Source organism: Pseudomonas sp. B21-019, from assembly GCF_024749225.1.
In the GTDB taxonomy this organism is placed as follows: Bacteria; Pseudomonadota; Gammaproteobacteria; order Pseudomonadales; family Pseudomonadaceae; genus Aquipseudomonas.
Map to the genome: position 1 here is coordinate 4,353,823 of NZ_CP087193.1, position 19,618 is coordinate 4,373,440.

General features: G+C 59.9%; 16 protein-coding genes. 8 read left to right on the top strand and 8 right to left on the bottom strand.

Translation table 11 applies throughout. From position 1 onward, the window contains the following. Window positions 1–4: 4 nt before the first annotated feature. The 7 genes from LOY36_RS19220 to cobA all read left to right on the top strand — a co-directional run bounded on the left by LOY36_RS19220 (window position 5) and on the right by cobA (window position 10,372). Window positions 5–580, top strand: coding sequence for an ANTAR domain-containing response regulator (locus LOY36_RS19220; protein ID WP_018925269.1), 576 nt, complete (start codon window positions 5–7; stop codon window positions 578–580). Window positions 581–823: 243 nt separating this feature from the next. After that, window positions 824–2,035, top strand: coding sequence for a NarK/NasA family nitrate transporter (locus LOY36_RS19225; protein ID WP_018925267.1), 1,212 nt, complete (start codon window positions 824–826; stop codon window positions 2,033–2,035). A gap of 7 nt (window positions 2,036–2,042) precedes the next feature. Beyond that, the gene (locus tag LOY36_RS19230; RefSeq protein ID WP_258670205.1) at window positions 2,043–3,713 is read left to right on the top strand and encodes a bifunctional protein-serine/threonine kinase/phosphatase; all 1,671 of its coding nucleotides are present in this window, start codon (window positions 2,043–2,045) and stop codon (window positions 3,711–3,713) included. Window positions 3,714–4,112: 399 nt separating this feature from the next. Then, window positions 4,113–6,566 carry a nitrite reductase large subunit NirB gene (nirB, locus tag LOY36_RS19235; protein ID WP_007940642.1) on the top strand — a complete coding sequence of 818 codons (2,454 nt, stop codon included), beginning with the start codon at window positions 4,113–4,115 and terminating at the stop codon, window positions 6,564–6,566. Continuing rightward, complete coding sequence (gene nirD, locus LOY36_RS19240; RefSeq protein WP_018925265.1) at window positions 6,563–6,880, top strand: nitrite reductase small subunit NirD; 318 nt, start codon at window positions 6,563–6,565, stop codon at window positions 6,878–6,880. The genes nirB and nirD overlap by 4 nt, the downstream gene beginning before the upstream one ends. After that, the gene (locus LOY36_RS19245) at window positions 6,880–9,597 is read left to right on the top strand and encodes a nitrate reductase (protein ID WP_258670208.1); all 2,718 of its coding nucleotides are present in this window, start codon (window positions 6,880–6,882) and stop codon (window positions 9,595–9,597) included. Before nirD ends, LOY36_RS19245 begins: the two co-directional genes overlap by 1 nt. Window positions 9,598–9,607: 10 nt before the next feature. After that, a complete protein-coding gene (gene cobA, locus LOY36_RS19250) occupies window positions 9,608–10,372 on the top strand; it encodes a uroporphyrinogen-III C-methyltransferase (RefSeq protein ID WP_258670211.1) in 765 nt (254 codons plus the stop codon). A gap of 84 nt (window positions 10,373–10,456) precedes the next feature. On the opposite strand, the gene LOY36_RS19255 is transcribed toward cobA, so the two are convergent. The 8 genes from LOY36_RS19255 to ppsA form a co-directional block, all read right to left on the bottom strand. Next, window positions 10,457–11,488: an OmpA family protein gene (locus LOY36_RS19255; RefSeq protein WP_258670214.1), complete on the bottom strand. Its 1,032-nt coding sequence runs from the start codon at window positions 11,486–11,488 to the stop codon at window positions 10,457–10,459. Window positions 11,489–11,595: 107 nt separating this feature from the next. Beyond that, window positions 11,596–12,186 (bottom strand): RNA polymerase sigma factor SigX, encoded by a 591-nt coding sequence (sigX, locus tag LOY36_RS19260; protein ID WP_026331741.1) that lies wholly within the window; start codon window positions 12,184–12,186, stop codon window positions 11,596–11,598. Window positions 12,187–12,272: 86 nt separating this feature from the next. Then, window positions 12,273–13,097, bottom strand: coding sequence for a mechanosensitive ion channel family protein (locus LOY36_RS19265; RefSeq protein ID WP_007940637.1), 825 nt, complete (start codon window positions 13,095–13,097; stop codon window positions 12,273–12,275). Window positions 13,098–13,099: 2 nt separating this feature from the next. After that, window positions 13,100–13,348 carry a hypothetical protein gene (locus LOY36_RS19270; RefSeq protein WP_007940635.1) on the bottom strand — a complete coding sequence of 83 codons (249 nt, stop codon included), beginning with the start codon at window positions 13,346–13,348 and terminating at the stop codon, window positions 13,100–13,102. A gap of 63 nt (window positions 13,349–13,411) precedes the next feature. Beyond that, window positions 13,412–14,407 carry a zinc transporter ZntB gene (locus LOY36_RS19275; RefSeq protein WP_258670219.1) on the bottom strand — a complete coding sequence of 332 codons (996 nt, stop codon included), beginning with the start codon at window positions 14,405–14,407 and terminating at the stop codon, window positions 13,412–13,414. Between the two features lie 37 nt (window positions 14,408–14,444). After that, window positions 14,445–14,936, bottom strand: a complete 492-nt coding sequence (rraA, locus tag LOY36_RS19280) for a ribonuclease E activity regulator RraA (protein ID WP_018925259.1) — start codon at window positions 14,934–14,936, stop codon at window positions 14,445–14,447. 192 nt (window positions 14,937–15,128) lie between these two features. Then, complete coding sequence (locus LOY36_RS19285) at window positions 15,129–16,118, bottom strand: alpha/beta fold hydrolase (protein ID WP_019648262.1); 990 nt, start codon at window positions 16,116–16,118, stop codon at window positions 15,129–15,131. Window positions 16,119–16,211: 93 nt separating this feature from the next. Beyond that, window positions 16,212–18,587: a phosphoenolpyruvate synthase gene (ppsA, locus tag LOY36_RS19290; protein ID WP_258670222.1), complete on the bottom strand. Its 2,376-nt coding sequence runs from the start codon at window positions 18,585–18,587 to the stop codon at window positions 16,212–16,214. 174 nt (window positions 18,588–18,761) lie between these two features. Between ppsA and LOY36_RS19295 the strand changes: the two genes are divergently transcribed. After that, window positions 18,762–19,580, top strand: coding sequence for a pyruvate, water dikinase regulatory protein (locus tag LOY36_RS19295; protein WP_019648260.1), 819 nt, complete (start codon window positions 18,762–18,764; stop codon window positions 19,578–19,580). Window positions 19,581–19,618 lie beyond the last annotated feature (38 nt).

The window sequence follows — 19,618 nt, forward strand, 5'->3', positions numbered from 1 at the left end:
GAATATGTTGCGTATCCTGCTGATCAATGACACCGCGAAAAAAGTCGGGCGTCTGAAAGCGGCCCTGACCGAAGCCGGGTTCGAGGTCATCGACGAGTCCGGCCTGACCATTGACCTGCCCGCGCGCGTCGAAACGGTGCGTCCGGACGTGATTCTGATCGATACCGAGTCACCGAGCCGCGATGTGATGGAGCAAGTGGTGCTGGTGACTCGTGATCAACCTCGGCCAATCGTAATGTTCACCGACGAGCACGACCCCGGCGTGATGCGCCAGGCAATCAAGTCCGGCGTCAGTGCCTACATCGTTGAAGGTATTCACGCACAACGCTTGCAGCCGATTCTCGATGTGGCCATGGCGCGCTTTGAAAGCGACCAGGCCCTGCGCGCGCAACTGCACGCCCGCGACCAGCAACTGGCCGAGCGCAAGCGCATCGAGCTGGCCAAGGGGCTGCTGATGAAGATGAAGGACTGCAACGAAGAAGAGGCCTACACCCTGATGCGCCGCCAGGCCATGAGCCGCCAGCAGAAGCTGATACAGGTGGCGGAGCAGATCATTGCCATGAGTGAGTTGCTTGGCTGAAGGCCTCGACTCGGTTTCCCTTGTTGGCACAGATCTCGCTAAGTAATCCCTGCAAGGTAACCAACGGCGGTTGCCCCACCTACGACAAAGACGTCGCTCACCTCATTCGCCCCCTTTTGCGAATCAGGTAGCGGCGTTTTTACGTTTTGGCCCCAGAGACCGGGGCTGGTGGTGCGGCCGTTGCGGCGCCCCACCTGCAAGCTCATGACTCCTTCTTGATACGCCTGACAGCTGAGGTGCGCGATGAATTCAAGCTTCTGGAAATCCGGCCATACCCCGACACTGTTCGCAGCCTTCCTCTATTTCGATCTGAGCTTCATGGTCTGGTACCTGCTCGGCCCCCTGGCGGTGCAGATCGCCGCTGACCTGCACCTGACCACCCAACAGCGCGGGCTGGTGGTGGCCACGCCGATTCTGGCCGGCGCCGTACTGCGCTTTGCGATGGGCCTGCTGGCTGATCGCCTGTCGCCAAAAACCGCCGGGATCATCGGCCAGATAATCGTCATCAGCGCCCTGCTCGTTGCCTGGAAAGTCGGCATCCACAGTTACGAGCAGGCGCTGTTGCTGGGCCTGTTCCTCGGCATGGCCGGTGCGTCCTTCGCCGTCGCCCTGCCGCTGGCCTCGCAATGGTATCCGCCGCAGCACCAAGGCAAAGCCATGGGCATCGCCGGTGCCGGTAACTCGGGCACCGTGCTCGCCGCCCTGATCGCCCCGGTGCTGGCCGCCGCGTATGGCTGGAGCAACGTGTTCGGCTTCGCCCTGATTCCGTTGATCCTGACCCTGATCGTCTTCGCCTGGCTGGCCAAGAATGCCCCTGAGCGGCCGAAAGCCAAGTCCATGGCCGACTACCTCAAGGCCCTGGGTGACCGCGACAGCTGGTGGTTCATGTTTTTCTACAGCGTGACCTTCGGCGGTTTCATCGGCCTGGCCAGCGCCCTGCCCGGCTACTTCAACGACCAGTACGGCCTGAGCCCGGTCACTGCCGGTTACTACACCGCGGCGTGTGTATTCGGTGGCAGCCTGATGCGCCCATTGGGCGGCGCGCTGGCGGATCGCTTCGGCGGGATTCGCACCCTGTTGGCGATGTACACCGTGGCAGCGATCTGCATTGCAACAGTGGGTTTCAATCTGCCGAGTTCCTACGCAGCGTTGGCGCTTTTCGTCTGCACTATGCTCGGTTTAGGTGCAGGTAACGGTGCAGTATTCCAGTTGGTCCCACAGCGTTTTCGTCGGGAGATCGGTGTGATGACCGGTTTGATCGGCATGGCCGGCGGCATCGGTGGCTTCGCACTGGCGGCCGGCATGGGCGCGATCAAGCAAAGTACCGGCAGCTATCAAATGGCCTTGTGGTTGTTCGCCAGCCTCGGCGTACTCGCCTGGTTCGGTCTGCACGGGGTGAAACGTCGCTGGAGAACCACTTGGGGTTCGGCAGCCGTCACCGCTGCTCGAGTGTGAGGGCTGAATGAGCCTGCAACTGAGTTTTGCCGAAGCCAGCGCCATCGGGCCTCGCGAAGAGAACCAGGACGCCCTGCGCCTGGTCACTCCGGCCCCGGCACTGGCGGCGAGCAAGGGTTACCTGTTCGCCATCGCCGACGGCGTCAGCCAATGCGCCGATGGCGGTCTCGCGGCCCGTTCGACCTTGCAGGCGCTGGCATTGGACTACTACGCCACCCCGGAAACCTGGGGTGTCGCCCAGGCACTCGATCGTCTGCTACTGGCGCAAAACCGCTGGTTGCAGGCCAACGGCGGCGGGCAGCCGCTGCTGACCACGGTCAGTGCCTTGGTGATGCGCGGCAGGCGTTTCACTTTGGCGCATGTCGGCGATTGCCGGGTTTACCGCTGGCACGCCGACACCTTGCAACGGGTGAGCGAGGATCACGTCTGGGACCAACCGGGCATGCAGCATGTGCTCAAACGGGCCCTGGGGCTGGATCAACATCTGGTGCTGGACTTTCTGGATGGCGAACTGCGCCTGAACGAGAGTTTCGTGCTGCTCAGCGACGGCATCTGGGCCGTGCTGGGCGACACTGCCATCGCGGCGATTCTGCGCGACCAACCGGACCTCAACAGTGCCGCCCAGACCTTGGTCAGCGCCGCGCACCTGGCCGGCAGTCAAGACAATGCCAGTGCTCTACTGGTACGAGTCGATGCCCTCGGCGAAACCAGCATTGGCGATGCGCTGATTCATTTGCAGCAATGGCCGCTCCCACCTGCACTGAAACCGGGCCAGACCTTCGAAGGCTGGCAGGTCGAAGGGGTCCTCGGCCAGAGCCAGCAATCGCTGCTCTACCGGGTGCGCGACGGACAACAACAGCCCTGGCTGCTGAAAACCTTGCCCGGCGCTCTGCGTGACGATCACCAGGCCGGACAGGCCTTGTTGTCGGAGGAATGGTTTCTCAAGCGCGTGGCCGGTCGGCATTTCCCTGAAGTCCATGCCGCCAGTCAGCGTCAGCATTTGTACTACGTGATGCGTGAATATTCCGGGTCGACCCTGGCCGAGTTGCATGAGCGCGTCACAACACTGCCACTGGCGCAATGGCAGGACCTGGCCGAACGCTTGCTGCGGGCTGTCGGCATCCTGCATCGACGGCAGATTCTGCATCGCGATATCAAACCGGAGAACCTGCTGCTGGGGGACGACGGCGAGTTGCGTCTGCTGGATTTCGGCCTCGCCTACTGTCCGGGGCTGTCCGAAGATCAAGCCTTCGCCCTGCCTGGAACGCCCAGCTATATCGCGCCGGAAGCGTTTCGCGGCGACCCGCCGACACCACAACAGGATCTGTATGCCGTCGGCGTGACCTTGTATTACCTGCTCACCGGGCATTATCCCTACGGCGAAATCGAAGCGTTCCAGCGCCCACGGTTTGGCGTGCCTGTCAGCGCCAGTCGCTACCGGCCCGACCTGCCGGAATGGATCGCGCAGAGTCTGGAGCGCGCGGTGGCGGTAACCCCGGATCAGCGCTTTGAAACGGCCGAAGAATGGTTGTTGCTGCTGGAACAGGGAGAACGACGCAGTTTGAGCGTGCGCCCCAGACCGTTGCTGGAGCGCGAACCGTTGAAGGTTTGGCGGACGTTGGCGCTGGTGTCGTTACTGGTGAATCTGGTGCTGCTGTTTTTGTTGTTTCACGGTTAAAAGATCAAAAGATCGTCCGAACGCGGCCCGAGCCTGCGGCAGCTCCTACGGGTGCCCACGATCTCCTGCAGGAACTGCCACAGGCTGCGATCTTTTGATTTTTCTGCTTCAAAACCGGGCGTCGCGCCTTGAACCGGTGCACGCAAACACCCTCCTCCCATGACGAGAGCCCATAAATCCGGCCCTTGCGAGACTTGGCACAACCACTGCATTACCTTTCCCAACAGACATAAAGCCCGGCCTTCAACGTAGAAGGCTGCGCTGCCCGAGAGAACGGGACAAGGACAAAGGCGTCCTCGCTAGTTAGCTAGCGGGACGCCTTTTTTTGTTTGCGCAAAATTTTGTCGAGCAAGGCCTGAATGCCCTGATGAGGCAGGCCCGAGCTCCCCGGAGAACCTGATGAAAAAACTAAAACTGGTGATGATCGGCAACGGCATGGCCGGGGTTCGTACCCTGGAAGAACTGCTCAAGCTGAGTAATGAGCTGTACGACATCACGGTCTTCGGCGCCGAACCGCATACCAACTACAACCGCATCCTGCTGTCGCCCGTGCTGGCTGGCGAACAGACGTTCGAAGAGATCGTGCTCAACGATCTGGACTGGTACCTGGAAAACAACATCAAGCTGCTGCTCAACCGCAAAGTGGTGGAGATCGACCGGGTCAAACGCCGGGTCATCGCCGAAGACGGCACTGAGGCTGAATACGACCGCCTGCTGATTGCCACCGGCTCGACCCCGTTCATCCTGCCGATCCCCGGCAATACTTTGCAGGGCGTGATCGGCTACCGCGACATCGCCGACACCCAGGTGATGATCGACACCGCCAAGACCCACAAGCACGCCGTGGTCATCGGTGGCGGCCTGCTGGGCCTTGAAGCCGCCAACGGCCTGATGCTGCGGGGCATGCACGTCACCGTGGTGCACATCGGCGAATGGCTGCTGGAGCGCCAACTGGACAAAACCAGCGGCCAACTCCTGCAAACCGCCCTGGAAGCCCGCGGCCTGCATTTCCGCCTGTGCGAACAGACCCAGGCCTTGCACGACGCCGGCAATGGCCGGGTCGGCTCGGTGCAGTTCAAGAACGGTGACATCATCCCCGCCGACCTGGTGGTGATGGCCGCCGGTATTCGCCCCAACACCGAACTCGCGGAAAAAGCCGGCATCCCTTGCAGCCGCGGGATTCTGGTCAACGACACAATGCAAACCTACGACCCTCGGGTGTACGCCATCGGCGAATGCGCCAGCCACCGCGGCACCGCCTACGGCCTGGTCGCGCCGCTGTTCGAACAAGCCAAGGTGTGCGCCAACCACCTCGCCCAACTGGGCTTCGCCACCTACAAGGGCTCGGTGACGTCGACCAAATTGAAAGTCACCGGCATCGACCTGTTCTCCGCTGGCGACTTCATGGGCGGCGAAGGCACCGAAACCATCACCCTCTCCGACCCGATCGGCGGGGTGTACAAAAAACTGGTGATCAAGGATGACGTGCTGGTCGGGGCCTGTCTGTACGGCGATACGGCAGACGGCGGTTGGTATTTCCGGCAGATCCGTGAGAACCATGCCATCGGCGAGATCCGCGATCACTTGATGTTTGGCGAAAATGCTTTAGGCGATGTAGGACATCAAGGCCAGGACAAAGCCATGAGCATGGCCGACACCGCCGAAGTCTGCGGCTGTAACGGCGTGTGCAAAGGCACCATCGTCAAAGCCATTCAGGAACACGGGCTGTTCAGCGTCGACGACGTGAAGAAACACACCAAGGCCGCCAGCTCCTGCGGCTCTTGCGCCGGCCTCGTCGAACAGATCCTGATCAACACCGTGGGCGGTGCGGCAGACGTCAAACCGAAAAGCGAAAAAGCCATCTGCGGGTGCAGCGACCTCAACCACGGGCAAATCCGCCAAGCCATCCGCGACCAGCACCTGCTGACCATCGCCGGCACCATGAGCTACCTGAACTGGCGCACCCCGAACGGCTGTGCCACCTGCCGCCCGGCGCTCAACTACTACCTGATTTCCACCTGGCCCGGCGAGGCCAAGGACGATCCGCAATCGCGCCTGATCAACGAACGTGCCCACGCCAACATTCAGAAAGACGGCACTTACTCTGTCGTCCCGCGGATGTGGGGCGGTGTGACCAATCCTTCAGAACTGCGGCGCATCGCCGACGTGGCCGACAAGTACAACGTGCCGATGGTCAAGGTCACCGGCGGCCAGCGCATCGACTTGCTGGGGATCAAAAAGCAAGACCTGCCGGGCGTCTGGAAAGACCTGGACATGCCGTCCGGCCACGCCTACGGCAAATCCATCCGCACCGTGAAAACCTGCGTCGGCAGTGAGTTCTGTCGCTTCGGCACCCAGAATTCCACACAACTGGGCATTGAGCTTGAGCATGACCTGTTCAACATGTGGTCGCCGCACAAAGTGAAACTGGCCGTCTCCGGTTGCCCACGCAACTGCTCGGAAGCAGGGATCAAGGACGTCGGAATTATCGGCGTGGACTCCGGCTGGGAGATGTACATCGGTGGCAACGGCGGGATCAAAACCGAAGTCGCGGAATTCTTCGTCAAGCTGAAAACCGCCGAAGAAGTGCGCGAATACAACGGTGCTTTCCTGCAGCTGTACCGCGAAGAAGCCTTCTACCTCGAGCGCACCGTGCATTACCTGCAACGGGTTGGCATGGAACACATCAAGAAAGCCGTGCTGGAAGACCCGGTACGGCGCAAGGCCTTGAACGAACGCCTGCAATTCTCCCTGTCGTTCGAACAGGACCCGTGGAAGGAACGCCTCGAACAACCACTGCTGAAAAAAGAATTCGAGGTCATTCCCGTGAAGAACCTGGAGGTGTCGGTATGAACTGGCTGGATATCTGCGCACTGGAAGAGATCAACACCCTTGGCTCGCGGATCGTCGCCGGCCCGAAAGGCGACATCGCGATTTTTCGTACGAGCGACGATGAGGTTTTCGCCCTCGACGACCGCTGCCCGCACAAGGGCGGACCGCTGTCCCAGGGTTTGATCTACGGCAAACGGGTCGCCTGTCCGCTGCACAACTGGCAGATCGACCTGGAAACCGGCGAGGCCCAGGCTCCCGATATCGGCTGCGCCCACCATCATTCGGCACGGGTCGAGAATGGCCGGGTGTTGCTGGCCTTGCGGGAAGCAAGCTGATGGACCGCCAAATCACCGCCTCTACCTGCTGCTATTGCGGGGTCGGCTGCGGCGTGCTGATCGAGCACGACGGCGAGCGCATTCTCGGCGTCAGCGGCGATCCGGCGCACCCGGCCAACTTCGGCAAATTGTGCAGCAAAGGTTCGACCTTGCATCTGACTGGCGACCTGACGGCCCGGGCGCTATACCCGCAACTGCGCCTGGGCAAGGGCCTGGCCCGCAGCCGCACCGATTGGGACAGCGCCCTCGATCACGCCGCCAGCGTCTTCGCCCAAACCATCGCCGAACACGGCCCGGACAGCGTCGCGTTCTATATCTCCGGGCAATTGCTGACCGAGGATTACTACGCCTTCAACAAACTGGCGCGAGCGCTGGTGGGCACCAACAACATCGACAGCAATTCACGGCTGTGCATGTCTTCAGCGGTGGTCGGCTACAAACGCAGCCTCGGCGCCGACGCTCCGCCCTGCAACTACGAAGACCTGGAACTGAGCGACTGCGTGATGATCGTCGGCAGCAACATGGCCTACGCCCACCCGATCCTGTTTCGTCGCCTGGAAGAGGCCAAATCCCGCCGTCCGCAGATGAAAGTCATCGTCATCGACCCACGGCGCACCGACACCTGCGATTTGGCTGACCTGCACCTGGCGATTCTGCCCGGTACCGATGTCGCCTTGTTCCATGGGATTTTGCACCTGCTGCTGTGGGAAGACTGGATCGACCGCGACTTCATCAAGGCCCACACCGAAGGCTTGGCCGAGCTGAAAAACCTGGTACGCGACTACACCCCGGCAATGGTCTCGCAACTCTGTGGCATCAGCGTCGAGCAACTGCAGCAATGCGCGGAATGGGTCGGCACGTCACCGAGCTTTCTGTCGCTGTGGTGCATGGGGCTGAATCAGTCCACTGCCGGCAGCGCGAAGAACAGCGCGCTGATCAACCTGCACCTGGCTACCGGGCAAATCGGCCGGCCCGGCGCAGGACCTTTCTCGCTGACCGGTCAGCCTAATGCCATGGGCGGTCGGGAAACCGGCAGTTTGTCGAACCTGCTGCCAGGCCATCGTGAAGCGGCCAATGCCGAACACCGCGCGCAAGTGGCCGCCTACTGGGGCGTCGATCAACTGCCCGAAAACACCGGGCTAACAGCCATCGAACTGTTCGAGCAGATGCGCAGCGGCAAGATCAAAGCCCTGTGGATCGCCTGCACCAACCCTGCCCAGTCGATGCCGGACCAGACCGCTGTGCGCGAGGCGCTGCAAGCCTGCCCGTTCGTGGTGCTGCAGGAAGCCTTCCACACCACCGAAACCGCCGCGTTCGCCGATCTGCTGCTGCCCGCTGCCAGTTGGGGTGAAAAGGACGGCACGGTCACCAACTCCGAGCGACGTATTTCCCACGTCCGCCGAGCTATCGGCACCCCCGGTGAAGCTCGGCCCGATTGGGCGATCACGGTGGATTTCGCACAGCGCCTGGAAAAACACCTGCGTCCTGGAGCCTCCAGCCTGTTTGCCTTTGAAACCCCGGCACAGGTCTTCGACGAATACAAACAACTGACTCGCGGCCGCGACCTCGACCTGTCAGGTATCAGTCATGAGTTGATCGACCAGCTCGGACCGCAGCAATGGCCCTTCCCCGCCGGAGCCCGCGAAGGCACCCCGCGGTTGTACCTTGAAGGGGTTTTCCCGACCGCCAGCGGGCGTGCGCAGTTCGTGGCCGACCCCTATCGCGCCGCCAAGGAACAACGCGATGCGCGTTTCCCGCTGACCCTGATCACCGGCCGCCTGCGCGACCAATGGCACGGCATGAGCCGCACCGGCACCGCCGCGCAGCTGTTCGGCCATGTCAGCGAAGCCGTGTTGAGCCTGCACCCGGATGAACTGCGTCGGCATCGCCTGCAACCTGGCGACCTGATCAATCTGAAAAGTCGCCGGGGCGCGGTGATCCTGCCGGTCAGCAGCGACGACAGCGTACGTCCGGGCCAGGCTTTCCTGCCGATGCATTGGGGCGACCGTTTTCTCAAGGGCGGCGTGAATACCCTCACCCTTCCCGCCTTCGATCCATTGTCGAAACAGCCGGAACTCAAACATAGCGGCGTGCGACTCGAGCCAGTGAATTTGCCTTGGCAGCTTTTCGCCCTGATTGAAGGCGATGTTCAACAGCACCTGGAGACACTGCGACCACTCTGTGAGGCGTTTTCCTACGCCAGCCTCAGCCTCGCCGGCCGTGAACGCCCTGCGCTGCTGATACGCGCTGCCAGCGCCACCGCGCCAGAGCCACAGCTATTGCGTGATATCGATCAATGCCTGGGGCTCAACGACGGCCCGGTGTTGGCCTATGACGATCCCCGGCGCTCGATCGGTAAGCGGGTGCGTATCGAGAACGGCCGGATCACCGCGATTCGCCTGGCCGGTGAAACACTCGCCCAACATTGGCTGCAAAGCCTATGGCTCGAAGGTCGCGCCGACGAACAGCTGCGCCGTTGGCTACTGGCTCCGTTGAGTGCGCCTCCAGGCAACGCTGGCGCCCCTGCATCCGGCAGCAAAATCCTGTGCAACTGCATGAACGTCAGCCAGAACGCAGTCTGTGCCGGCATTGGTCGTGGCCTGGACTTGCAGGGTTTGAAACAAGAATTGGGCTGCGGCACGCAATGCGGTTCCTGCGTCCCGGAAATCAAGCGTTTGCTGGCCGCCACTGCGCAGCCAGTCGCCGTCACCTCGTGAGGAAAACACTATGAGTGCAAAAGTCTGGCTGGTGGGTGCGGGTCCCGGCGATCCGGAATTGCTGACCCTCAAGGCAGTTCGTGCGTTGCGCGAAGCGGACGTGGTGTTGATCGACGATCTGGTCAATCCTGCGGTACTGGAGCATTGCCCGAATGCGCGAATTATTCCTGTGGGCAAGCGCGGCGGCTGTCGCTCCACGCCTCAAGCCTTCATTCATCGCCTGATGTTGCGTTATACCCGCCACGGCAAATGCGTGGTGCGGCTCAAGGGTGGCGATCCGTGCATCTTCGGGCGCGGCGGTGAAGAGGCGCAGTGGTTACGTGAACGAGGGGTCGAGGTTGAATTGGTCAATGGCATCACCGCTGGCCTTGCCGGCGCGACCCAATGTGATATTCCGCTGACACTGCGGGGCGTCGCCCGTGGCGTGACACTGGTCACGGCGCACACTCAGGATGACAGTAGCCTGAACTGGCAGGCTCTGGCTCAAGGCGGCACCACACTGGTGGTCTACATGGGCGTGGCGAAACTCAGTGAGATCCGCGAACAACTGCTGGCCGGCGGAATGGCAGCCAACACACCCGTGGCAATGATCGAAAACGCTTCGCTGCCGCACCAACGGGAATGCCGGAGCAACCTGACAACAATGGAAGAGGATGCCCTCAGCTTTCAGTTGAAAAGCCCGGCGATCCTGGTGATCGGTGCCGTGGCAGCCTGTGCAACTTCATCTCTGTGGGAGCGCGACTTGCCCGCGATGGTGGCCGATCAATCAGCCTGAACCCTACCTATTACTCCCTCTTCACCAAATCGCAGACAAAGAAAAGCCCGGCCTAAGCCGGGCTTTTCTTGAGCTGCGAGCTAATTACTTAGCTGGAGCTTCAACCTTCGCTTCTACGCGACGGTTTACAGCACGGCCAGCTTCAGTGGCGTTGTCAGCAACTGGGCGGGATTCGCCGTAGCCAACAGACTGAACGCGGGACGACTGAACACCGTACTGGTTGGTCAGAACTTGCTTAACGGCGTTTGCACGACGCTCAGACAGTTTCTGGTTGTAAGCGTCAGGACCGACGGAGTCAGTGTGACCTTCAACAACAGTAGTGGTGTTTGGGTACTGCTTCATGAAGTCAGCCAGGTTTTTGATGTCGCCGTAGCTGTTAGGCTTGACTGTCGACTTGTTGAAGTCGAATTTCACGTCCAGCTCAACACGAACAACTTCAGCAACTGCTGGGCAGCCATCAGCGTCAACAGTTACGTTGGCTGGGGTGTCAGGGCACTTGTCAACGTTGTCGCAAACGCCATCGTTGTCGCTGTCGGAGCACACTTCAGCTGGTGCTGGAACTGGAGCAGCAGCAGGCTTGGAGCCGCCACCGAAGTTCACACCGATACCGACGCTAGGAGCCCACTCGGTGTCGCCCTGGTCGATGTTGTACTGAGCTTCAACACCAGCACGGGCGTAGAAGTTTTCAGTGAAGTACAGCTTGGCACCGCCGCCAACGTTGGCGAAAGTGGAGCGGTTACGACCCGAACCGTTCTGGCCAATGCTCTGGTCCGAGAAACCGGCAGAAACGTATGGACGGATCATGTCGCCTGGGTTGTTGAAGTGGTACAGAGCGTCCAGAGCGGTATCAGCGCCCTTCACGTTGCGACCATCATCTGCACGTACGTTGTGCACTTCGTCGTAGGCCAGACGCACTTCTACGTCGTCGGTCAGGAAGTAACCAACCGAGCCGCCGAACAGGTTGCCGTTGTTCTTGAAGTTACGATCGCTGTCGTACTGTTCTTTCTTGGCGAAGCCTTCGATTTCAACTGCGCCTTGGCCTTGTGCCAGCGCGCCGAACGAAGTAGCGGCAATAAGAGAACCAATGGCCAAGCCCAAGGTGTTTTTCAGTTTCATCCGTTAAATCCCCATCTGGTGATTGTGAAGCAGTCCCGCAAACCGGGGGACAACTCGGCGGCAAGTCTATCAGAACTTGCCTACACGTAAGAGATATTTGCGCCAAACTAAGTTTCGGCAATGCCTGCAAATTTCTCACGCAATTTGTCTAGAGCGCGTTTGTACCGCATTTTTGTTGCACTCAAACCCATGTGCATGATGTCTGCGATCTCCTGAAACTCCAGCTCTGCGACAAAACGTAGCACCAGAATTTCACGGTCAATCGGGTTCACATACACTAGCCAGCGATCAAGTCCGCCCTTCTCCTCGGGTTTCGGCGCCTTTTCTTCAGACGCTTCCTCGAGGGGGTCCAGACTCAAAGCGTCCATCAAGCGACGCTTACGCCGTTCCTTCCGATACTGTGTGATGCACTCGTTGTACGTGATGCTGTAGAGCCACGTTTTGAACTTCGATTTGCCCTCGAAGTTCTTCAGGCCGTACAGCACCTTCAACATCACTTCCTGACAGACATCGTCTGCATCACGATCGTTCCCCAGATATCGTGCACAAACGTTAAATAATGTTCGCTGGTAACGCCGCATCAGTTCTTCATAGGCGCGCGTTACGTGAAACAGCTCGGAGTGCGAGCGCGCGACCAACTCCTCATCAGAGAGCTCGCGGGGGTCGTAGCGCGTGGAGAGCGATTGAGCTTTATTCAAAACAAGTCTGGCCGACAGTCAGGTCAATGTCCGCCGCAGCCCTTCAGGGCAATTTGCGGCGGCATACATTAGCAGGATTTGCCGGGTTAGCGGCTACTCACATGCTGCTCCAGGAGAATCCGATTCGAGAGAGAGACTAGCTCACCCTCGTCGGTCAGCACCGTGGTTTTCACCGTGCCGATCTCTTCGATCTGCCCTTCGACCTCGCCAACACGCACTTGTTGCCCAACCTGATACAACTCACGCACATAGATTCCCGCAAGAATCTGACCGGCAATTTCCCGGCTTCCCAACCCCATGGCCAGCGCAACCGCCAGACCAACGGTAATCAAGACAATCACAATCACGTGGTTGAGCAGGTCTGTCTTGACCTCCAACTGGCTGATCGCAACCGAAATACTGATAATGATCACCAGGCCCTGGGCAATCCGCCCCAGTCCCGCGGCGTAATCCAGCCCTACGCCTTCTGCCGCGCCACGCACCAGCCCATTGGCCAGTTGCGCCAGCAAGACACCTACCAGCAGCACCAGCGCCGCGCCGAATACTTTCGGAACATACAGCGCCAGCATGTCCAGCGTAGCCGAAACTCGCTCAAGCCCAAGGGACTCTGCGGCAGAAACCAGAAAAATCAGCAGGACGAACCAATAGACAATTTTGCCGATCAGCGTCGAAATAGGCACCTGGAGGCCGGCACGAGACAACAATTTGGTCAGTCCGGTGCCACCCATCAGGCGATCAAGGCCCAATTTGGCGAGCAATTTTGAGAGCAGCGTGTCCAGCAGCTTGGCCACGACAAAACCCAGCAGCAGCACAACCAGTGCGCCAAACAGGTTCGGAATGAAGTTCGCAACTTTGGTCCACAACGCAGTCATTGCAGTGACGAGGCTCTGAGTCCAGAGATCAAGTTCCATATTCAATCAGCCTTATCAGCAGTGCGAGCGGTAGGTTTACGCAGACGAGAAACCGGCGCGACATGGGCCGATCCGTTATTCAGGGCGATCATCAGCGCGGGCAGCCAACGGCCCAGCAGGCTGAACAGATCGCCGGCACCGACCTGGCGGTTGGCGGTTTTCAGTACACGCCCCAGACAGGCATCGTCGTCACGGCTGGACGGCGATGCTTTGAGCATGTCACGCAAAGACTGTTCAAACGGATCGTGCATACGCACCTCTCGTGATGTCTGTCAAAGACGCGGTTAAATTTGGTCGGGTCACATGGCTCATCGTCAGACCCAACGCAAACGTCGGAATAACCACCACTGCCCCAGCGCCACCAAGACCATCAACAGGCAGGCGATCAGGAAGCCGTAGGGGCTGGCAGAGAACGGAATACCACCGACGTTGATGCCCAAAAGACCGGTCAGAAAACTCATCGGCAAAAAGATCCCGGTGATGATCCCGAAGCGGTACATCGTGCGGTTCATGCGCACGCTCAAACGCCGGTCTTCAGCCTCCAGGACCAGCCCCACGCGCTCACGGGTCAACTCCAGCTCCTCGAGATACCGGGTCAGGCTGTTGTTCAATTCGTTCCAGTAATCGCCATCGTCTTCGCAGAACCACGGCAGTTTTATCCGCGTCAGCTGACCGAAAATATCCCGCTGCGGCGCCAGAAAACGCTTCAGTCCAGCTGCCCTGCGGCGGATTTGCAAAACAGCCCCATGCTCAGGTGTATACCGTTCGTCGGCATCCAGCTTTTCTTCTTCCTCATCGACAACTTCCGAGAGGTCGCCGACCAGATCCTGCACTTTATGGGTGAGGTATTGCGCCATATACAGGATCAGCTCGGAAGCGCTTCTCGGTCCTTTGCCGTCGGCCAGTTGCACCAACAACTCTTCGGTGGCACGCAACGGCCGCAAACGCAAGGAAATCACCCGTTGGGCCGAACCGAAGATCCGCACCGAGACCATGTCTTCCGGCTCCGCGCCCGGATTCAGGTTGACCCCGCGCAGAAACAGCAGCAGTTCAGAGTCCGGCAGCGGCAAAAGACGCGGTCGGGTGTTTTCTTCCAGCAACAAGTCGCAACTAAATTCATTCAACCCGCTGGATTTACGCAGCCAGGTCTGGGTTTGCGGGTGACTGCGATCCCAGTGCAGCCACAGGCTTTCATGGGCCTGCAGCTGCAAGTCATCGAGTTCAGTCCGGGCTATCGAACGCGCACCGCCTTTACCGTCCAGCACCAGGGCATGCACCAGCCCCCACTGCGCGTTTTCTTCCTCGAACATCCTCACCCCTAATCTTGAAACAAAAAGCCAGCAGCGCTTATTCAGGCATTTTCAGCGGGCTTGGCGAGATGATCACGCCGTTGTTGTCCGCATAAACGTAGTGGCCCGGGTGAAAGGTCACGCCCGCGAAGGTCACGGCAACGTTGAGATCGCCAACACCGCGCCTGTCGGTTTTCATCGGGTGACTGGCCAGGGCCTGAACCCCCAGATCAGTTTGCGCGATGACGTCGACGTCGCGGATGCAACCGTAGATCACCAGCCCTTCCCAACCGTTGTTCGCGGCTTTCTCGGCCAGCATGTCGCCCAACAGCGCGCGGCGCAGGGAACCGCCACCGTCGACCACCAGCACCTTGCCGTTGCCCTTGAGCTCGACTTGCTCCTTGACCCGCGAGTTGTCTTCGAAACATTTGATGGTCACGATTTCGCCGCCGAAAGAATCACGGCCGCCGAAATTGCTGAACATCGGTTCCAGCACCTGCACCAGCTCCGGATAGGCGTCGCACAGGTCAGGCGTGAGGTAATGGTTCATCGAGAAACTCCTGTAACAAGGAAGACAATCGAGTATGCAGCATACTCGGGCCAAGGCTGGACGGTTGCAAATCGCTCCGCTCGCACGAACCCAGCGACCGCATCAGCCACTCAAAGTGACCAGAACCACTCAATGCGTCACATATTAGCCGCAAGCCGACCAGAGAGAAATGCCCTTGTTAGAGCATCAGGCTCAAATCGCTGTGGCCAAATCCGGCTTTTCACCCAGTAAAGGTGTCTGTTGATCCGCCAGCCAGCGAGCCACCAACGGCCAGACTTCAGCCTGCGCAGCCTTGCTGACCAGCATTTCCACGTGACCGAAATTATCGCCAAAGCCGTGCTCGCGGCCAAGGGTGATGAACTGCTTGTGCTCGGAGCCGACTTGATCAAACAACTTATGGCAGGCCCAGGTCGGGTCCTGATGATCGCCCGCGGCACTCACGGCCAGCACCGGCAATTGCACCTCGGCCAAACCCGCCCACCAGTCTTTGTCGGCATCGCCGAAGCGGCCGAACAGCCCGTACCAACGCATGCTTTCCAGGGCCAGGCCTATCGGCTCGTCCTCCGGGCCGCGCTTGAGCCGAGAGCCCGACAATTGGGCAAAACGCTTGAGAATGAAGCGCCCGCTCCACTCCACCGGTGGAAACTTCAACGGCCAGTAAGTACGGCTGACTTGCGTGCCGAAAAACGCCGCGGAAGCCACGGCGGGCTCGCCCAGGTACTGGCCGCCCAATGCCGCGGCCAGGGTAATGCCCCCCAGCGAATGGCCGATCCAGTGCGGGATCTGGCCGCTTTGCTCGCGCACGAACGCGCCAATGGCCGGCAAATCGTAACGCGCATAGTCGGCGACGCTGTTCTTGCGATAGTTCTGGTTGCGTTGAGACAGGCCGTGACCACGCATTTCCGGAATCCACACATCGAATCCCAGACGCGTCAGGTAAGCGCCCAGGCCCAAGCCTTTGGGAGAGAACCAGAACCGCCGATTGGAAAAGCTGCCGTGCAGCAGAATCACCGGCACGCCACGCACCGCCGGCTCATCGGCCAGGCCCAGGCGTGTCACAGCCAGCTCAACGGTGCCGTCGGGGCTGTTGCCGGGTTTCAAACGATAGACGTCTTCGCTCAGATCGCCGCGCCGCTCGGCGCTGATCAGGGCGACAGGAAATAGGTTGCTGCTACTTTGCATATGCTCTTGCACAAAAAAGGGCGGCATCCACATGGAGCCCGCCCTACTTGAACCTTAAAGCCTCGGCCACTTGACCGAGGCTTCATTCACGAATCAGGCCTGAGCCTGACCTTCAGCCAGGAAGAACCAGGTTTCCAGTACCGAATCGGGGTTCAGCGAAACGCTTTCGATGCCCTGCTCCATCAGCCACTTGGCCAGGTCCGGGTGGTCCGAAGGGCCCTGACCGCAGATGCCGATGTACTTGCCGGCCTTGTTGCACGCGGCAATGGCGTTGGCCAGCAGCTTCTTGACTGCAGGATTACGCTCGTCGAACAGGTGCGCGATGATCCCGGAGTCACGGTCCAGGCCCAGGGTGAGCTGGGTCAGGTCGTTGGAGCCGATGGAGAAGCCGTCGAAGAACTCGAGGAACTCTTCAGCCAGGATCGCGTTGGACGGCAGTTCGCACATCATGATCACGCGCAGACCGTTGTCGCCACGGGCCAGACCGTTTTCAGCCAGCAGATCGACCACTTGGCTCGCTTCGCCCAGGGTACGGACGAACGGCACCATGATTTCAACGTTGGTCAGGCCCATCTCGTTACGCACGCGCTTGAGGGCGCGGCATTCGAGCTCGAAGCAGTCACGGAACGATTCGCTGATGTAACGCGAAGCGCCACGGAAGCCCAGCATCGGGTTTTCTTCTTCCGGCTCGTAGAGTTTGCCGCCGATCAGGTTCGCGTATTCGTTGGACTTGAAGTCCGACAGACGCACGATGACCTTTTTCGGCCAGAACGCTGCCGCCAGGGTGCTGATGCCTTCGACCAGTTTGTCGACGTAGAAGCCGACCGGGTCGTTGTAACCGGCAATGCGCTTGTCGACGCTGTCTTTGATTTCCTGCGGCAGGCCGCCGTAGTTCAACAGCGCCTTGGGGTGCACACCGATCATGCGGTTGATGATGAATTCCAGACGGGCCAAGCCCACACCGGCGTTCGGCAGCTGCGCGAAGTCGAAGGCGCGGTCCGGGTTGCCGACGTTCATCATGATCTTGAACGGAAGCTCCGGCATGGCATCCACGGAGTTTTTCTTGATGTCGAAGCCCAGTTCGCCTTCGAAGATGTAACCGGTGTCGCCTTCAGCGCAGGAAACGGTCACGCCCTGGCCGTCTTTCAACAGCTGGGTGGCGTTGCCGCAACCGACCACGGCCGGGATGCCCAGCTCGCGAGCGATGATCGCCGCGTGGCAGGTACGGCCACCACGGTTGGTGACGATGGCGCTGGCGCGCTTCATGACCGGTTCCCAGTCCGGGTCGGTCATGTCGGAAACCAGAACGTCGCCCGGCTGGACTTTGTCCATCTCGGACACGTCCTTGATGATCCGCACCTTGCCGGCGCCGATGCGCTGGCCGATGGCGCGACCTTCCACCAGCACGGTGCCGGTTTCTTTCAACAGGTAACGTTCCATGACGTTGGCCTGGGTGCGGCTCTTCACGGTTTCCGGACGGGCCTGCACGATGTAGAGCTTGCCGTCATCGCCGTCTTTGGCCCATTCGATGTCCATCGGGCACTTGTAGTGCTTCTCGATGATCATCGCCTGCTTGGCCAGCTCGCTGACTTCGGCGTCGGTCAGGCAGAAACGTGCCCGATCGGCCTTGTCCACGTCGATGGTCTTGACCGATTTACCAGCCTTGGCTTCGTCGCCGTAGATCATCTTGATGGCTTTGCTGCCCAGGTTGCGACGCAGGATGGCCGGGCGGCCGGCTTCCAGCGTGCCTTTGTGGACGTAGAACTCATCCGGGTTCACCGCACCTTGTACGACGGTTTCACCCAGGCCGTAGGCGCCGGTGATGAACACCACGTCACGGAAGCCCGATTCGGTATCGAGGGTGAACATCACGCCGGCAGTGCCGGTTTCGGAGCGGACCATGCGCTGCACACCGGCCGACAGGGCCACCAGCTTGTGGTCGAAGCCCTGGTGGACGCGGTAGGAAATGGCGCGGTCGTTGAACAGTGAGGCGAACACCTCTTTGGCGGCGCGAATGACGTTTTCGACACCACGGATGTTCAGGAAGGTTTCCTGCTGACCGGCGAAGGAAGCGTCCGGCAGGTCTTCGGCGGTAGCGGAAGAGCGCACGGCCACGGCCATGTCAGGGTTGCCGGCCGACAGCGTGGCGAACGCGGTGCGGATCTCGGCGTTGAGCTTCTCGGGGAACTCGGCTTCCATGATCCATTGACGGATCTGGGCGCCGGTCTTGGCCAAGGCGTTTACATCATCGACGTCCAGGGCGTCGAGGGCGGCATGGATCTGATCGTTCAGGCCGCTCAGTTCCAGAAAATCACGATAAGCCTGAGCTGTCGTGGCAAAGCCACCTGGCACCGATACACCGGCGCCTGCAAGGTTACTGATCATCTCGCCCAGGGATGCGTTCTTGCCCCCCACATGCTCTACATCATGGACGCCGAGCTTATCGAGGGAAACTACGTACTCTACCAAGGTGATCTCTCCACTAACTGTGTTGGAAAAGCTCAGAAGCCGGCGACTCGGGGGAGCCTTTGCCGGCTGTATGGCCTGGACCTGGAAAATAAGTGAGAATGCGGGCCATCGGTGGCCGACAAATCGCGCCTACTATATCCAAGAATCGATACTAGCTTAAGGCCCAAGGTGCAAATGAAACGATCTGCTTTCTTTATCTCCGATGGCACCGGCATTACCGCCGAAACCCTCGGCCAAAGCCTGCTGGCGCAGTTCGAAAACATTACCTTCAGCAAAATCATACGACCGTACATCGACGACGCTGATAAAGCGCGGGCAATGGTACAACAAATCAACAAAGCCGCCGAAAACGATGGTTTTCGTCCGATTATTTTCGACACCATTGTCAATCAGGACATTCGTGAGATTCTCGCAACGTCGAATGGTTTCATGATCGACATTTTCTCGACCTTCCTGGCGCCCCTTGAACAGGAGCTGACCGAGCATTCTTCCTACACCGTCGGCAAATCCCACTCCATCGGCCATAACTCCAATTACATGGAGCGCATCGAGGCGGTGAACTTCGCCCTCGACAATGACGATGGCGCCCGCACGCACTATTACGACAAAGCTGATCTGATACTAGTAGGCGTGTCGCGATGCGGCAAAACACCGACGTGTTTGTACATGGCCATGCAATTCGGTATCCGCGCGGCCAACTACCCGCTGACCGAAGACGACATGGAGCGCCTGCAACTGCCGACCGCCCTGCGCGCCCATCAGCACAAGCTGTTCGGCCTGACCATCGACCCGGACCGCCTCACCGCAATCCGCAACGAACGCAAGCCCAACAGCCGCTATTCGAGCTACGCGCAGTGCGAATTCGAAGTGCGCGAGGTGGAGAATCTGTTCCGACGCGAGAACATTCCCCACATCAATTCCACGCATTTCTCCGTGGAAGAAATTTCGGCGAAGATTCTGGTGGAGAAAGGTGTGGAGCGGCGCTTTAAGTAGGAGCTGCCGCAGGCTCCTACCGAGTGTCGTGTACACCC

Bases quoted from the DNA above. Each gene is read 5' to 3' on its own strand.
- LOY36_RS19220 (WP_018925269.1), top strand. From the start codon at position 5: ATGTTGCGTATCCTGCTGATCAATGACACCGCGAAAAAAGTCGGGCGT.
- LOY36_RS19225 (WP_018925267.1), top strand. From the start codon at position 824: ATGAATTCAAGCTTCTGGAAATCCGGCCATACCCCGACACTGTTCGCA.
- LOY36_RS19230 (WP_258670205.1), top strand. From the start codon at position 2,043: ATGAGCCTGCAACTGAGTTTTGCCGAAGCCAGCGCCATCGGGCCTCGC.
- nirB (WP_007940642.1), top strand. From the start codon at position 4,113: ATGAAAAAACTAAAACTGGTGATGATCGGCAACGGCATGGCCGGGGTT.
- nirD (WP_018925265.1), top strand. From the start codon at position 6,563: ATGAACTGGCTGGATATCTGCGCACTGGAAGAGATCAACACCCTTGGC.
- LOY36_RS19245 (WP_258670208.1), top strand. From the start codon at position 6,880: ATGGACCGCCAAATCACCGCCTCTACCTGCTGCTATTGCGGGGTCGGC.
- cobA (WP_258670211.1), top strand. From the start codon at position 9,608: ATGAGTGCAAAAGTCTGGCTGGTGGGTGCGGGTCCCGGCGATCCGGAA.
- LOY36_RS19255 (WP_258670214.1), bottom strand. From the start codon at position 11,488: ATGAAACTGAAAAACACCTTGGGCTTGGCCATTGGTTCTCTTATTGCC.
- LOY36_RS19265 (WP_007940637.1), bottom strand. From the start codon at position 13,097: ATGGAACTTGATCTCTGGACTCAGAGCCTCGTCACTGCAATGACTGCG.
- LOY36_RS19270 (WP_007940635.1), bottom strand. From the start codon at position 13,348: ATGCACGATCCGTTTGAACAGTCTTTGCGTGACATGCTCAAAGCATCG.
- LOY36_RS19275 (WP_258670219.1), bottom strand. From the start codon at position 14,407: ATGTTCGAGGAAGAAAACGCGCAGTGGGGGCTGGTGCATGCCCTGGTG.
- rraA (WP_018925259.1), bottom strand. From the start codon at position 14,936: ATGAACCATTACCTCACGCCTGACCTGTGCGACGCCTATCCGGAGCTG.
- LOY36_RS19285 (WP_019648262.1), bottom strand. From the start codon at position 16,118: ATGCAAAGTAGCAGCAACCTATTTCCTGTCGCCCTGATCAGCGCCGAG.
- LOY36_RS19295 (WP_019648260.1), top strand. From the start codon at position 18,762: ATGAAACGATCTGCTTTCTTTATCTCCGATGGCACCGGCATTACCGCC.